14 protein-coding genes, 2 tRNA genes and 1 other annotated feature are annotated in these 13469 nt (G+C 46.9%); of the genes, 4 read left to right on the forward strand and 12 right to left on the reverse strand.

Features of this window, described 5'->3' with window-relative positions:
- Positions 1 to 190: 190 nt before the first annotated feature.
- A complete protein-coding gene (locus QUB52_RS24880; RefSeq protein WP_265239312.1) occupies positions 191 to 559 on the reverse strand; it encodes a 2Fe-2S iron-sulfur cluster-binding protein in 369 nt (122 codons plus the stop codon).
- A 215-nt stretch (positions 560 to 774) separates the two neighbouring features.
- Between QUB52_RS24880 and QUB52_RS24885 the strand changes: the two genes are divergently transcribed.
- Positions 775 to 859 (forward strand) — tRNA-Ser (locus tag QUB52_RS24885).
- A gap of 460 nt (positions 860 to 1319) precedes the next feature.
- On the opposite strand, the gene QUB52_RS24890 is transcribed toward QUB52_RS24885, so the two are convergent.
- Positions 1320 to 1715: a helix-turn-helix domain-containing protein gene (locus tag QUB52_RS24890; RefSeq protein ID WP_332965962.1), complete on the reverse strand. Its 396-nt coding sequence runs from the start codon at positions 1713 to 1715 to the stop codon at positions 1320 to 1322.
- Positions 1699 to 1998, reverse strand: a complete 300-nt coding sequence (locus QUB52_RS24895; RefSeq protein WP_332973909.1) for a type II toxin-antitoxin system HigB family toxin — start codon at positions 1996 to 1998, stop codon at positions 1699 to 1701. Before QUB52_RS24895 ends, QUB52_RS24890 begins: the two co-directional genes overlap by 17 nt.
- Positions 1999 to 2587: 589 nt before the next feature.
- Here QUB52_RS24895 and QUB52_RS24900 point away from each other — a divergent pair.
- Together QUB52_RS24900 and crtD are read left to right on the forward strand one after the other, a co-directional pair.
- On the forward strand, positions 2588 to 3625 hold the full coding sequence (locus tag QUB52_RS24900) for a ribbon-helix-helix protein, CopG family (RefSeq protein WP_265239315.1): 1038 nt from the start codon (positions 2588 to 2590) through the stop codon (positions 3623 to 3625).
- A gap of 173 nt (positions 3626 to 3798) precedes the next feature.
- A complete protein-coding gene (gene crtD / locus QUB52_RS24905) occupies positions 3799 to 5388 on the forward strand; it encodes a C-3',4' desaturase CrtD (protein ID WP_332973910.1) in 1590 nt (529 codons plus the stop codon).
- Between the two features lie 325 nt (positions 5389 to 5713).
- On the opposite strand, the gene rplL is transcribed toward crtD, so the two are convergent.
- From rplL to rplS, 8 genes are all read right to left on the reverse strand, one after another.
- Positions 5714 to 6100 carry a 50S ribosomal protein L7/L12 gene (gene rplL, locus QUB52_RS24910; protein WP_265239317.1) on the reverse strand — a complete coding sequence of 129 codons (387 nt, stop codon included), beginning with the start codon at positions 6098 to 6100 and terminating at the stop codon, positions 5714 to 5716.
- Between the two features lie 130 nt (positions 6101 to 6230).
- Positions 6231 to 6857 carry a 50S ribosomal protein L10 gene (rplJ, locus tag QUB52_RS24915; protein ID WP_265239318.1) on the reverse strand — a complete coding sequence of 209 codons (627 nt, stop codon included), beginning with the start codon at positions 6855 to 6857 and terminating at the stop codon, positions 6231 to 6233.
- Positions 6858 to 6886: 29 nt separating this feature from the next.
- Positions 6887 to 7058: a sequence feature (ribosomal protein L10 leader region), on the reverse strand.
- Positions 7059 to 7166: 108 nt separating this feature from the next.
- Positions 7167 to 7880, reverse strand: coding sequence for a 50S ribosomal protein L1 (gene rplA, locus QUB52_RS24920; RefSeq protein ID WP_265239319.1), 714 nt, complete (start codon positions 7878 to 7880; stop codon positions 7167 to 7169).
- A 276-nt stretch (positions 7881 to 8156) separates the two neighbouring features.
- Positions 8157 to 8582 carry a 50S ribosomal protein L11 gene (rplK, locus tag QUB52_RS24925; RefSeq protein WP_265239320.1) on the reverse strand — a complete coding sequence of 142 codons (426 nt, stop codon included), beginning with the start codon at positions 8580 to 8582 and terminating at the stop codon, positions 8157 to 8159.
- Positions 8583 to 8585: 3 nt separating this feature from the next.
- On the reverse strand, positions 8586 to 9224 hold the full coding sequence (gene nusG / locus QUB52_RS24930; RefSeq protein ID WP_265239321.1) for a transcription termination/antitermination protein NusG: 639 nt from the start codon (positions 9222 to 9224) through the stop codon (positions 8586 to 8588).
- Positions 9221 to 9454 (reverse strand): preprotein translocase subunit SecE, encoded by a 234-nt coding sequence (gene secE / locus QUB52_RS24935; protein WP_265239322.1) that lies wholly within the window; start codon positions 9452 to 9454, stop codon positions 9221 to 9223. The genes nusG and secE overlap by 4 nt, the downstream gene beginning before the upstream one ends.
- A gap of 331 nt (positions 9455 to 9785) precedes the next feature.
- A tRNA-Trp gene (locus tag QUB52_RS24940) sits at positions 9786 to 9858 on the reverse strand.
- 134 nt (positions 9859 to 9992) lie between these two features.
- Positions 9993 to 10379, reverse strand: coding sequence for a 50S ribosomal protein L19 (rplS, locus tag QUB52_RS24945; protein ID WP_265239323.1), 387 nt, complete (start codon positions 10377 to 10379; stop codon positions 9993 to 9995).
- Positions 10380 to 10446: 67 nt separating this feature from the next.
- Between rplS and QUB52_RS24950 the strand changes: the two genes are divergently transcribed.
- A complete protein-coding gene (locus QUB52_RS24950) occupies positions 10447 to 11826 on the forward strand; it encodes an inorganic phosphate transporter (RefSeq protein ID WP_332973912.1) in 1380 nt (459 codons plus the stop codon).
- 75 nt (positions 11827 to 11901) lie between these two features.
- Here the strand turns inward: QUB52_RS24950 and QUB52_RS24955 are convergent, their stop codons facing one another.
- Positions 11902 to 13407: a thioesterase domain-containing protein gene (locus QUB52_RS24955; protein WP_332973914.1), complete on the reverse strand. Its 1506-nt coding sequence runs from the start codon at positions 13405 to 13407 to the stop codon at positions 11902 to 11904.
- Positions 13408 to 13469 lie beyond the last annotated feature (62 nt).

Consider the following 13469-nt stretch of genomic DNA (forward strand, 5'->3'; position numbering starts at 1 on the left):
TAATTGGTAATTGGTAATTGGTAATTGGTAATTGGTAATTGGTAATTGGTAATTGGTAATTGGTAATTGGTAATTGGGAAGCTATTCTGCATTTAAATTGTAGATCAAAAATCAATGAAACTCTTTTGTGGGGCTTCTAGCCCGCCCCTCACATACAATTCAAAGGCGCAACAGCTTACCGAATTTAACATCATTCTTCATCCAACGGCAAACCGAATCTAACTTTACCTTTACCGAAGAAGCGGCCGAATTGCAATTCGTACACTTCATCTTCGTCTTGCGTCTCTACCTCGATGTTAGAACGCGGATAGCAGACGCACAGCAAAGCATAACCCTCTTTTTGCAGTTCCACAGAAAGTCCCATTGCTTCAGGCTGGTGCAGTTCCCCCGACTTGACGCGCACCGCACAGGCTGTACAAGCACCGTTGCGACAGGAAAAGGGCAATTCTACGCCTTGATTTTCAGCGCTTTGCAGGATGTAGCGGTCTTCGGGTACTCGCACGGTGTGGCGATCGCCCGTTTGTCTGTTATGAATTTTAATTGTGTAAGAGCGAGTCATAGGGATTTTAGATTTTAGACTTTAGATTTTAGATAGGGGGTTGGGAGCAAAATCCTTGATATGAATGGGTTTGCGACACAGGCGAGTAGAATTCTACTCGCCCGTTTGACACCCTACTCACATTAAACAACAAATTTATGCCGTTACCCCCTTCCCAAATCAGATTTGTTCTGCTAATATAGTTTAGCTGTGGCTGAATGAATTCATTTAGCCCTGGAGAGGTGGCCGAGCGGTTGAAGGCGCACGCCTGGAAAGTGTGTTTAGGGCAACTTAACGAGGGTTCGAATCCCTCCCTCTCCGTTACACAAGTTGTTTAGGAAAAAATAACAGCTTGCAAACAATCTCTTGTATGAGATACATACTTTAATTAGATCGCCCTTGAATTCTTTTAGAAAAATCAAGGGCGATCGCTTTTCAATGTTTGAGTGTAAATTAGGGCGATCGCGGGGAAAAACACGCCCAGATATAATGCCAATCGTAGAAAACCATAGTGACCTACACCAATCGCCAGCGATGTGGTCTAGAAGCGTCACTTAATTGTTTTTTCCAAATTTATCTTTGAACTAATCATACCTTAATTCCGTAACGCCTAATAATCGGTAACATTCAGGGACTGTCGGCATAGGGGCAGATGCCTCTGGAATGGGCATCTGGCATCGGGCATGGGTAATAGTTAGTGGTTACTGGTTAGTAGTTTTTATAATCACAAATAACCAATACCCTATTGGCAATGCCCAATTTCCCATGCTCAATTTCCCAATTAAATGAACAAGCTAGGTGAGATGTTAAAATAATCGCCTAGTGCCTTAGCTTGTGCCTTGCTAATCGCTCTTTTCCCATTCACAACCTCAGACACCACACCGCTCGATCCAATGATACCTACCAAGTCCGCTTGGCGGGTGCCGCTGGATTCCATGATGTGTTGCAAAATCTCATGAGGCTCCGATTCGATCGGATAATTTTCTGTCTCATAAACTTCAATCAGCGTGACTAACAACTTGTATAAAGCTCTCTCCTCTACAGTGCGGTTTTTAGCGAACGTTAGCCGTTCTGCCACTGCCAGGAGGCGATCGTATTCCTCTTCGGTTTCGATCGCCCTAGGAGCGATTTCTGCCAGCAAGTTGCTATAAGTGGCTCCATCAAAAGTAAGGATCATTTTTCCATTTGTCTTTGTCGTATTCAGCGTGGGTTAGGAAATATTTGTAGAAAATAGTTTGCTCCTCGTAGTTGATGCCGGCAATCAGGCGATATTCGTTGCCTTTGATATTAAAGACTGTGAAGTTTCCTACTGCTTCGGCATCCCGGTAAATCTTGCGAACCTCCTCCAAATTCTGCCATTCTGCTTGCTTTACAGTTGCGTTCCAGCTATCAATTTGATTTTTGACATCGGGATACTGGGCAGCATCTGTACGGAGGTTCCGGATCGAGATTAGGTGCATAAATTTTTAGTTTGTTTCTTTTTTTCTTTGGCATATGTTTGATCTGATCCTCGACTACTATGCTTATACTCTCATTTTGAGAGAAAAACGTCAAGGCCCGATCGAGTAAAAATTCTTTAACCTACTCCAAGTGGGTTTTATCTGTGTAGCCACAGTTGGAAACCCCAGGCTTTATCTTTTATCCCACTTTTCCTCCCCCGACTTGATCCTCATCGTGTAAAAAAGCTTCTAGCAGCGTGGTTCGGGCGATCGCATGGAAGTTGTGGAAACTCGCCTTTTTGCAGCGTTCAAAGACTATCTAGCCGCTTATTCGGATTTGGTCGATCGCGCCGAACAGATGACATGGGGCGCAAAGTTAGATAGTATCTAACAAGCTCAACTGTGCTATCTGCCGTATCGTGCCGCAAAAAACCGGGCCGGGGAATGTTGCAGCGGTTCTGCGGCGAGGAATGGACGTAAGATTATATTCACAGCTTTTTGTTCGATTGGGAACGGAAGCTGCCACAATTGGTAAGTAACAAAAATTGATTTTAATAGAAGCTTCAGCCACTATACTAATTAAGTGTAGGTTGGCATGAAGAAAATGCCAATGGTAAAAAAAAGTCGCAATCCAGTTAGTTCAAATCCAGAAAGCAAAGTCAAAGTCGGACTTTCGCTGACTCCTTCTAGTGCCGATCGATTGAACTCGATCGCTCGAAAGCTCGGAATATCAAGGTCTGAACTCCTAGAACGCTTGGCACAAGGCGCTCTGAATATTTCTACGGACAAGAGTGAGGTTAGTGTCACTTGGAAAAAAGGTGAAGAAACTGCGGTCGAGACCGCTGAGTTGCAAGGGGAAACAGCCGAAAAAAGCGACATTAATGACGCTATAACGGCAGAAACTCTATTGGACTCGGTGAGCGTACAGTCAAATCCCCTGCAAGCAAGTTACGAATCTTTACAGCAAGAGTTGAGTGAACGGGAAAGTTCGATCGCATCTTTGCAGCAGCAATTAGCCACCGAACAGCAAAATGTCGCCAGCCAATCGCAGTCAACTGTATCGAAGTCGAGTTACGAAACTTTACAGCAGCAGTTGAGTGAGCGCGAAAGTTCGATCGCATCTTTGCAGCAGCAATTAGCCGACAAGCAAAATCTCGCCAGCCAATTGCAGGAAACTGTATCGAAGTCGAGTTACGAAACTTTACAGCAGCAGTTGAGTGAGCGCGAAAGTTCGATCGCATCTTTGCAGCAGCAATTAGCCGACAAGTCGAGCGATTTGGAATCTTTGCAGCATCAATTCGGCGAGAAAGAAAGTTCGATCGCATCTTTGCAGCAGCAATTAGCCGACAAGCAAAATCTCGAAAGCCAATTGCACCAAACCGTGTCGAAGTCGAGTTACGAATCTTTGCAGCACCAGTTAGCAGAAAAGTCAAGTGCGATCGCATCTTTGCAAGTTCAACTGGTCGAGTTCCACTCTCTAAAATATCAATTGAGCCAGAGTGGGGCGAAACAGCACAATTACGAGGCTTTGCAGCAACAGTCTCAAGAACAGCTAAAAACCATCAAAGCTTTACGGGAACAGCTAGTTCAAATGCAAGCTGTGGCTGGGATTGGCGAAGCTTATCTAAATAAGTGGCGCCGTTCCTGATTCTCCGGGTACGGCCCACTGTCACGCTTCGGGTGCGCGCAGCATTTTAACCCTGAAAAGTCCTCTCAACTGGGAGGAATGCTCTTGCAGCGATAGATTTCAACCTGTCGCTACAAGAGCTTTTTATTGCCAAATATGAGCATAATATTAAGAAATATTACAATAAATAAATTATGACGAGCGATCGCACCCCTAAGAGCAAATCCAGTCCAGCAGACACAAAAAGCCGCGTCACGGTAATTGGAGCCGGCATCGGCGGGCTGACAGCAGCGGCCCTGCTCGCCCGCAGAGGATACCAAGTGCTAGTGTTAGATCAGGCGATCGTCCCCGGAGGATGCGCTTCCACCTTCAAACGCAAAGGCTTTACCTTCGATGTTGGCGCGACGCAGGTTGCAGGATTGGAACCCGGAGGCATTCACCACCGCATTTTCTCAGAATTAGAAATAGAACTTCCCCCCGCCACACCCTGTGATCCGGCTTGCGCGGTATTTCTGCCGGGAGAAACCGCACCCATTAGCGTTTGGCGAGATCCGCAAAAGTGGCAGCAGGAAAGACAGCGGCAGTTTCCTGGAAGCGAACCTTTTTGGCAATTATTATCTACATTATTCCAAGCTAGCTGGAACTTTCAAGGGCGCGATCCAGTTTTGCCGCCCAGAAACTTCTGGGATTTTTGGCAATTAATTCAAGCTGTGCGCCCCGATACTTTAATTACTTTGCCTTTCACTTTCATGACAGTGGGAGATGCTTTGCGGCTGTGCGGTTTGGGCGACAATTTGCGCTTGAAAACTTTTCTGGATTTGCAGTTAAAATTGTATTCCCAAGTTGATACGGAAGAAACGGCGCTCCTTTACGCGGCGACGGCTTTAGGAGTAAGCCAAGAGCCGCAGGGATTGTATCATTTACAAGGAAGTATGCAGGTTTTGAGCGATCGCCTGGTAAGCGCGATCGAGCTTTACGGCGGCAAAGTCCTGTTGCGGCATACAGTCGAAAGTATTGTCACCACAAACGGCAAAGCCACCGCTACAGTGATTCGCAATCAAAAAACACGCGAAGTTTGGACAGAAACAGCCGATCGCATTGTTGCCAACGTGACCGCGCAAAATCTAGTAAAATTGATGTCAAGCGAGCCTGTTTTAGAAATTTTAACAGATAATTCAGAGACAACAAACCAACTGCCAAATCAAATGGCAGGCTACAAATATCGAGTTGATAAATTGCCGCCCGCATCCGGCGCATTTGTCATATATTTGGGAGTTCATGAAAGCGCAATTCCGGCAAATTGTCCGCCGCACCTTCAGTTTCTCTACGATTACGACGGCGAGATTGGGGAGAATAATTCATTATTTGTTTCTGTCAGCCATCCGGGTGATGGCCGAGCACCGCAGGGAATGGCGACTGTGATCGCTTCGTCTTTTACTGATACTCGAATGTGGTGGAATTCTGCTGATTATGAAGGATTGAAGCAAAAATATACCGCAGGGGCGATCGGCCGTTTGAGCGAATATTTCGATTTGACACCCGAAAAAATTGTACACCAAGAATCAGCCACACCTCGCACCTTTGCCCGCTACACAGCGCGCGATCGGGGCGTTGTAGGCGGCATTGGCCAGCGAGTACCAAACTTCGGCCCCTTCGGATTTGCCAACCGCACACCAATTAAAAACTTGTGGTTAGTCGGCGACTCTACCCATCCCGGAGAAGGAACCGCCGGCGTTTCTTATTCTGCTTTAACAGTCGTGCGGCAAATGGAAGCAGAGTTTTGATAATTGATGAGTCAGTAATACCAACGATCAAAAATCATGCAACAGCATTTGTAGCGTGTGTCGCCCTGAAAAATCCCTAAATTCAGTCAACAATCTGATGGCGACGCACCTGACACATCGGGCCCGTGGAAAGAATTTTTTGGTTGGTTGACACAGGTGTATAAGCACAGGTGCGTCGCTCTCAGATTGTCGAGCTTGAGTTAGAGATTGTCGATGGCGACACACCCTACAACTTCCTTCTTTCATAATGAAAAAAACCTCAGTTTGCTGCTGCAAACTGAGGTCAAATAGCGACAGGTTTCAACCTGTCGGCTACAGTCTATGACTACTTGATAGAAACCTTTGCGCCCACAGCTTCAAGCTGCTTCTTCATTTCTTCAGCAGCGCCAGCAGCAATAGCTTCCTTAACTGCCTTCGGTGCGGCTTCTACCAAATCTTTCGCTTCCTTCAAGCCCAGACCGGTAATTGCGCGGACTTCCTTCAGAATTGCGATTTTCTTGTCAGCAGGAACTTCTTCCAGCATCACGGTGAATTCAGTTTGCTCTTCTACTGCTTCAGCAGCGGCCGCAGGAGCGCCCATCATCATCATGCCGCCACCTACAGCAGCAGCGCTGACGCCAAAAGCTTCTTCAATTTGCTTGACCAATTCTGAAGCTTCGAGCAAGCTCAGAGTTTTCAGCTTTTCCAAGATTTCGTCGGTTGCAGTAGACATTCGTTAAACTCCTAGTTCGATTGTAGATTTGTGATTTGTGATTGCTCATTAATTATTAGTTGTTCATCTCCAGTTATCAGTTTGTTTCTCAAAACTAACGACCTATGACTCACGACTAATTCCTAATGACTTACTCAGATGCGCTTTCTGCTTCTGCTTCAGGTTGTGCTTGTGCTTCTACTTCTGCTTCTGCTTGAGGTTCTGCTTCAGGTTGTGCTTCTACTTCTGCTGAACCGCCGTCTTTTTCAGCATAAGCTTTGAGACCGCGTGCGATCGAAGTAGGAACTTGATTGATACCCACAGCCAACTTGGTTGCGACACCGTTGATTGCGCCAGCAATTTGAGCCATGAGTTGTTCTTTCGACGGCAGATCCGCTAATGCTTTAATATCAGCTTCTTTCAGTACCCGTCCTTCCATCACGCCGCCGCGAACTTCAGTCTTCTTGGAAGCTTTTTGGAATTCTTGGTAAGCTTTAATCGCGCCGCCAATATCTTCTTGCACGAACATGAACGCCGACGTACCTGTCAGCAATTCCTGCATCGGCTGCCATGTTTCATTGCCATCAACAGCAATTCGCATTAGCGTGTTTTTTGCTACTTGGCAACTGCTGCCTTTCGGACGCAAACGCCGCCGCAAATCTGTGATTTCACCAACAGTTAAGCCTTTGTAATCGATCGCGATTACCAATTGAGATTCGCTCAAGGTTTGCTTGAGGCCTGCAATAATCTCATTTTTTGCTGCTAAACTTTTGCCCATACTTATTTCACCTCCTTTTAGGATCTCAAACTGCCAGTCAAAAACCCCAACCTTATAGCCGGGGCAGAGAATTAAAAATTAAGAATTAGGAATTAAAAGATAGAACTTTTTAATTTATTTTCTTGAGTTTTTATTTCTTCAGCCTCGGCAGGAAATTAAGCGCTCGGCACCTGCGGTCTTCAGCTTATGGATTTTTGATTAGGCTATCATCAGAAGGCAGATATTAGCAAGGGTCTCATGCAAATCTCGTGAGAGATTTATACAGATAACCGAAGCTGTCTTTTACTTCTGCCTTCTGCTCAATACTTTCTAGGCAGCATCAAGTTTGGTATCGCGCAGGGCACTGATATCGACTTCGATCGATGGGCCCATTGTTGCGGATACGTACAAACTACGCCAGTAGCGACCTTTCGCACCAGAAGGACGGTTGCGGTCAACAGTTTCTTGCAAAGCATGAAGGTTAACCAGCAAATCTTCCGCTGAGAAAGCTGCCTTGCCAAACATAACATGAACGATGCCTGTGCGATCGGCACGGAATTCTAGTTTACCACCTTTGAACTCATCGATCGCGCGAGCAATGTCAGTCGTCACCGTGCCACCTTTCGGAGAAGGCATCAAGCCACGCGGGCCCAATAACCGACCCAATTTTGCCACCAATGGCATCACATCTGGGGTAGCAATCAGGCAATCAAAGTCCATCATGCCCTTTTGAATTTGCTCAATCAACTCTTCAGAACCAGCCATATCAGCGCCGGCATTCAGAGCTTCTTTAACTTTTTCGCCCTTAGCAATCACCGCAATTCTGACTACTTGACCAGTTCCTTTTGGTAGCGATACAGTTGTCCGCAACTGTTGGTCAGTATATTTCGGGTCAATTCCCAAACGGATGTGAGCTTCAGCAGACTCGCCAAACTTAGCGGTTGCTGTTTCTTTCAAAAGTTGCAGAGCTTCCAGAGGTAGGTAAGGTCTCTCTTCAACTTTCTTGAGAAGTTCTTGCAGTCTTCGGGATACTTTCTTTGCCATTGTTATTTCCTGGGGTCAGTTGATTTTAGATTTTAGATTTTAGATTGAACGGTTTCGCTCATTTCAAATCTAAAACGTTTGCGATTCTTAGCGAAGTATTACTTCTCCCCCTGAATCGACTTAGGATTTGCGATTGTAGCTGAAAAATCAGGAATTTTGGATTAGCAATTTAGGATTTAAGACTGACAAGTAAGAATTGCGAATCAGAAACAAAATTTCTTCTTCCCTCTTCCTTCTTCCCTCTTCCTTCTTCCTTCTTCCCTCTTCCTTCTTCCTTCAATCCGCGATCGCCACGCCCATGTTTTTAGCTGTTCCGGCCACAATTTTCATAGCAGCGTCAACATCATTAGCATTAAGGTCAGGCATCTTGGTTTCAGCGATTTCTCGCAACTGAGCCTGTGTAATTGTCCCTACTTGCTTGCGGTTAGGTTCACCCGAACCCTTAGCAATGCCAGCAGCTTTTTGAATCAAAACCGAAGCCGGGGGGGTTTTGAGAATAAACGTAAAACTGCGGTCTTCAAAAACCGAAATTTCTACCGGAACCACGAGACCTGCTTGGTCTGCGGTTCTAGCATTGTACTCCTTGCAAAACATCATGATATTGACGCCGTGCTGACCCAAAGCTGGGCCGATCGGAGGAGCTGGGTTGGCTTTTCCCGCCGTAATCGCCAACTTAATTACTGCAACAACTTTCTTTGCCATTAGTTAGTTCTGTTTCTGAACCTGATTGAACTCCAATTCTACAGGCGTATCGCGCCCAAAAATCGAGAGTAAAACTTTGAGCTTGTTCCGTTCCGGGCTCACTTCAATCACATCACCTTCAAAATCCTTAAACGGCCCGGAAAGTACCACAACGTGGTCTCCTGTCGCCATCGATACTTTGACAACCGGTTCTGATTCCTGAGCGTTTCTGAAGATCCGTTCTACTTCCGAATGACTCAGAGGTAGCGGTTTGACGTGACCCCTGCCGCGCCCGTAGCGGCGTTTCTGCTCTGCCCCGACAAAATTAATTACATTCGGGGTATTTTTAATCACCTGCCACGTATCCTCGTCCATAAACATACGGATGAGTACGTAGCCGGGGAAGATTTTCTCATCTGACTGCCGCCGGGAACCGTCTTTGCCGACTTTGATCGCTGGAGTTTGCGGAATTTCGACTTGAACGATGCGATCGGCAACATCCAAAGTTTGAATCCGCTGATCCAAGTTTGCCTTCACCCGCTTCTCGCAGCCTGAGGCAACCTGAACAGCATACCAGCGAGCATGAATTTCCGGCACTTCTGGCGATGCTGCCTGTCCCGTCGCGTCTGTGGAATACTCAGATTCTTCTGATGCAAAAGTCATGGCCCAAACACCTTTCCTGCGCCCCAGTTAAAGAAGTTATCCACCAAATAGATCAGGCTTGCTGAGAGGATTACCATCAAAAGCACGGCCAAAGACTCGCTAATTAGCTGCTGGCGGCTCGGCCAGACCACTTTGTCGAGTTCTTCTCTAGTTTCCTTAAGAAAGCCCGCAGGGTCAAACCCAGGCGCAGTCATTTCTGGAGTTTGTTGAGCTTCGTCTTTTTTCGCCACGATTGAATCCCCCTTGCGATTTTAGATTTTAGACTTTAGATTTTAGATTGTGTGAGTGGCTCGCGGCTATCTGATTGTTTTGACACTAACCACTTACGCCCAAGTCTAAATCTCAAATCCAAAGCCAGCACTTTTTTACAAGCCCAATTCATCCACGGTGTAGATGCCGATCGCCCTTGTGGCCGATCGATCAGCAACACCGAGCATTTGTTGATGGTCTTTGTTGCGAACCGCCCACAAAAATTAATTCTACCCGAAAGTCTGCGGTTTTAGCTGTTTCCAGCCAATTATCCGGGCGCTTTCGGGCAGAATTAAAATTTTGGTGATTCAGCGCGCCCTGGAGGACTTGAACCCCCGACATCAGGTTTTGGAGACCTGCGTTCTACCAACTGAACTAAGAGCGCACAGGTGAGGTTGCTGAAACTCGCTTAACCTCTAGATTTCTATTTTAACACAGTGCGCTCGGAAATGGGAAACTTTTTTTGAATTTTTTCAATTTCCCATTTTCTCTCTCACCAAGAGGAAGCTGGGTGCATTCCTACAGGGAGCGATCGAACCGCTGTTTGACGCGAGTAGCTTTGCCCACGCGATCGCGCAGGTAGTAAAGTTTTGCTCTACGGACTTTACCGCGGCGCATGACTTGGACAGTAGCAATTCGTGGCGAGTGAATCAAAAACACCCGTTCCACGCCCACACCTTGAAACACGCGGCGCACGGTGATTGTTTCATTAATCCCGCCGTTACGCATGGCAATCACAGTGCCTTCGTAGGGTTGAACCCGTTCTTTCGCGCCCTCTTTAATTCTCACGCCGACTCTAACTGTGTCGCCGACGTAAATATCGGGGAGCACTTTGCTGAGTTCTACCTTGACTCTATTTATTTCTGCCGTTTCGAGCGAACGGATTATTTCTGCTGCGCCTTTCATAAAATTTTCCAAAACTCACAATCCCTTATCATATATCGAACTGCCAGTTTTATCTCAAAAAACTTCTATGTTAAATACTTCGGGGCTCGAATTTCTGCAACTGGGGGCGATGGCTGCACTAGCCTTGTACGTCGCCGCCAACTTGGGCGCCAACGATGTCGCCAACTCAATGGGGACATCCGTAGGCTCAAAAGCGCTAACGCTGCGGCAAGCAATAATTGTTGCAGGCATACTGGAGTTTGCCGGCGCAGTGCTGTTCGGGCAAGGAGTTTCCGAAACTCTCGCAACAGGAGTTGTGAATGTAGATGTGTTTTCTGCCCAGCCGCAGGTATTTTTAGTCGGGATGGTGTCAGTGCTAATAACTTGCGGCTTGTGGCTGCAAATCGCTACCAGTCGAGGTTTGCCGGTTTCTTCATCTCATGCGGTGGTAGGTGCGATCGCAGGTTTTAGCTGGGTTGCAGCCGGAATTCATGCGGTTGATTGGGAAACTATCGGCAGTATTTCCTTAACTTGGGTGGCGACACCTTTTGCCAGCGGTGTTTTAGCAGCACTATTTTACAGTGGGGTGAAGCATTGGATTCTCGATCGACCCGATCCTCTATTGCAACTGCGCGAGTGGATACCTTGGCTGAGTGCAGCACTGTTGAGCGTATTTGGGATAATTGTATTGCCGTCTGTTGTAGATGTGGCTTTGGTGCAGACAGGGGCGATCGACTTCGCGCGCGATACATTTGGCTGGAATCTGCCAATTCACGATATTGTAATTGGCATCGGGGGTATTGGGGCGATCGGGCTTTCGCTCCATAGTTGGAAAAAATTAGAGCAGGAAGGTTCGGCAGCAGATATAGCGGATGTAACGGATAGAAAGAATAAGCAAGAGGGAATATTTTCCCCATCTCCCCCTCCCGCCATCTCCCCATCTCCCCGCCACTCTTCGATCGAGCAACAGATGGCGAGATTTCAAGTTTTGAGTGCTTGTTTTGTGGCATTCGCGCACGGTTCCAACGACGTAGGGAATGCCGTTGCGCCTTTAGCTGCGATCGCCTACATCCAGCGCACAGGTTCCTTTCCCCTAGAGGATTTCAACGTTCCCCTGTGGATTTTAGTCCTCGGAGGTACAGGAATAGTCATCGGTTTAGCCATCTGGGGCAAACAAGTAATGGCCACAGTCGGCGAAAAAATCATCCAACTGCAACCCAGCGGCGGATTTTGTGCGGAATTAGCCACAGCTACCACAGTATTATTAGCATCTCGTTTGGGTTTACCGGTTTCCACATCCCACGCTTTAGTCGGTGCAGTTGTGGGAGTCGGGCTGATTAAAGGTTGGAAAACAGTACGCTGGCAAACTTTGCAGTCAATTGGTTCGGCTTGGTTGGTGACAATCCCGATCGCCGCAGCTTTGGGTGCTAGCATTTTTAGCATCGCCCAATGGATTTTAGTTAAATGAACGCAATAGGTTCGATCGTTCGGACTTCAGTCCTTTCTTGGATGCGGACTTGCATTCCGAACGATCGAACCAAAATCATTTAATTCCTGCTCCAAGCAATGTATTTAGCTGTCGAGCCAGCACCTCAACACAGGGCTTTCTCAACATAGTAAGGTGATTCCCAGGAACTCGAATCACCTCTACTTGTTCCGCCGTTAAATCGCTCCAGCCCAGAGTCGGATCTTGATGGCTCGCGCTCAGCTTTTCTCCCGATCGCAACAGAGTAATTCGGTGCGGATAAATTTTCGGTACATAGCTGAGAGTTGCTTGACTGTTAGCCTGAAATACAGTGAACATCGACGGAATTGCCAGCTCGCGCCAGCTTTTTTGTTTTGACTCTTGAGATAAGATACTAACCATAACAGCCTGTTTCCAATTCCAGCCATGCCAAAAATTAGCTGCTAGATTAAGCAGCTTATTTAACTTAGGAAACCGCCCAGCAATACCGCCAATTTGCACATTTTCCGCAGCAGCCACCAAGCGAAAATAATCGACTACAAAAGGCCAGATCGAGCGCGAAACAGTAGTCAGAATAAACTTGCAACCGTCCCAAAAAGAAGGTTTGTTAGCAGCAACCGGCGCTAAAGTATCCAGCACAGCCAGCAAAGCCACTTCATCCCCCGCTGCGAGCAACTGTTGAGCCATCTCAAAAGCCACCAAACCCCCAAAAGACCATCCTCCTAAAAAATAAGGCCATTGTGGTTGAACTGTACGCAAGGCTGCGATGTAGTCAGCCGCCATGTCTTCAATGCGAGTTAGTGGAGAACTTTCGCCGTCAATTCCTTTGGGTTGCAGTCCGTAAAACGGTTGATTTTCTCCTAGGTTAAACGCTAACTCGCAATAAGGAAATATGACACCAAATATGGGATGAACGCAGAAAAAAGGTGGTTTTTCGCCGCGAGGTTTAATGGCCACTAAAGGCGACCATTCCCCAGAATTTGTTCCTGAATCTAGCGAATCTGCTAAACCTTCTATTGTCGGATTTAAGAACAAAGACGATAGTGGCAACTCGCGCTCAAATTGCTGGTTAATCTTCTTAATCAGGCGAATTGTCAGCAGGGAATCTCCACCCAAATCGAAGAAGTTGTCGCGAATGCCCACAGGCTCGGTGTTGAGGATTTCCGACCAAATTTTGGCGAGGGTTGATTCGGTTGGCGTGCGAGGTGCAATGCAGCTTTTATCTGTTGAATTGCTAGTGAGATTATCCGGTGCTCTGAGGCGCAGGCGATCGATTTTGCCGTTGGGAGTTAGGGGCATAAATGCGATCGCCACAAAGGCATGGGGAATCATGTATTCGGGCAGCTTTTCTCTGAGAAAATTCCGCAATTCCAAGGGATTGAGCGCCCGATCGCGATCGGGGACGATATAGGCAACTAGGCGCTTGTTTCCCGACAAATCATCTTCAGCAACCGCCACTGCTTCTTTGACTGCTGGATGCTGCAACAGCAGCGCTTCAATCTCTCCTAATTCTATGCGATAGCCGCGAATTTTTACCTGTGCGTCGGTGCGGCCTAAAAACTCAATATTGCAGGGCGAACGCATCTAAATTTTATGTTAGCAGAACCTGGTATATTGGAGAATGATTATTGAGTGCCTACCAAATA

It is taken from the genome of Microcoleus sp. A6-C6 (genome assembly GCF_036705955.1).
Lineage (GTDB): Bacteria > Cyanobacteriota > Cyanobacteriia > Cyanobacteriales > Microcoleaceae > Microcoleus.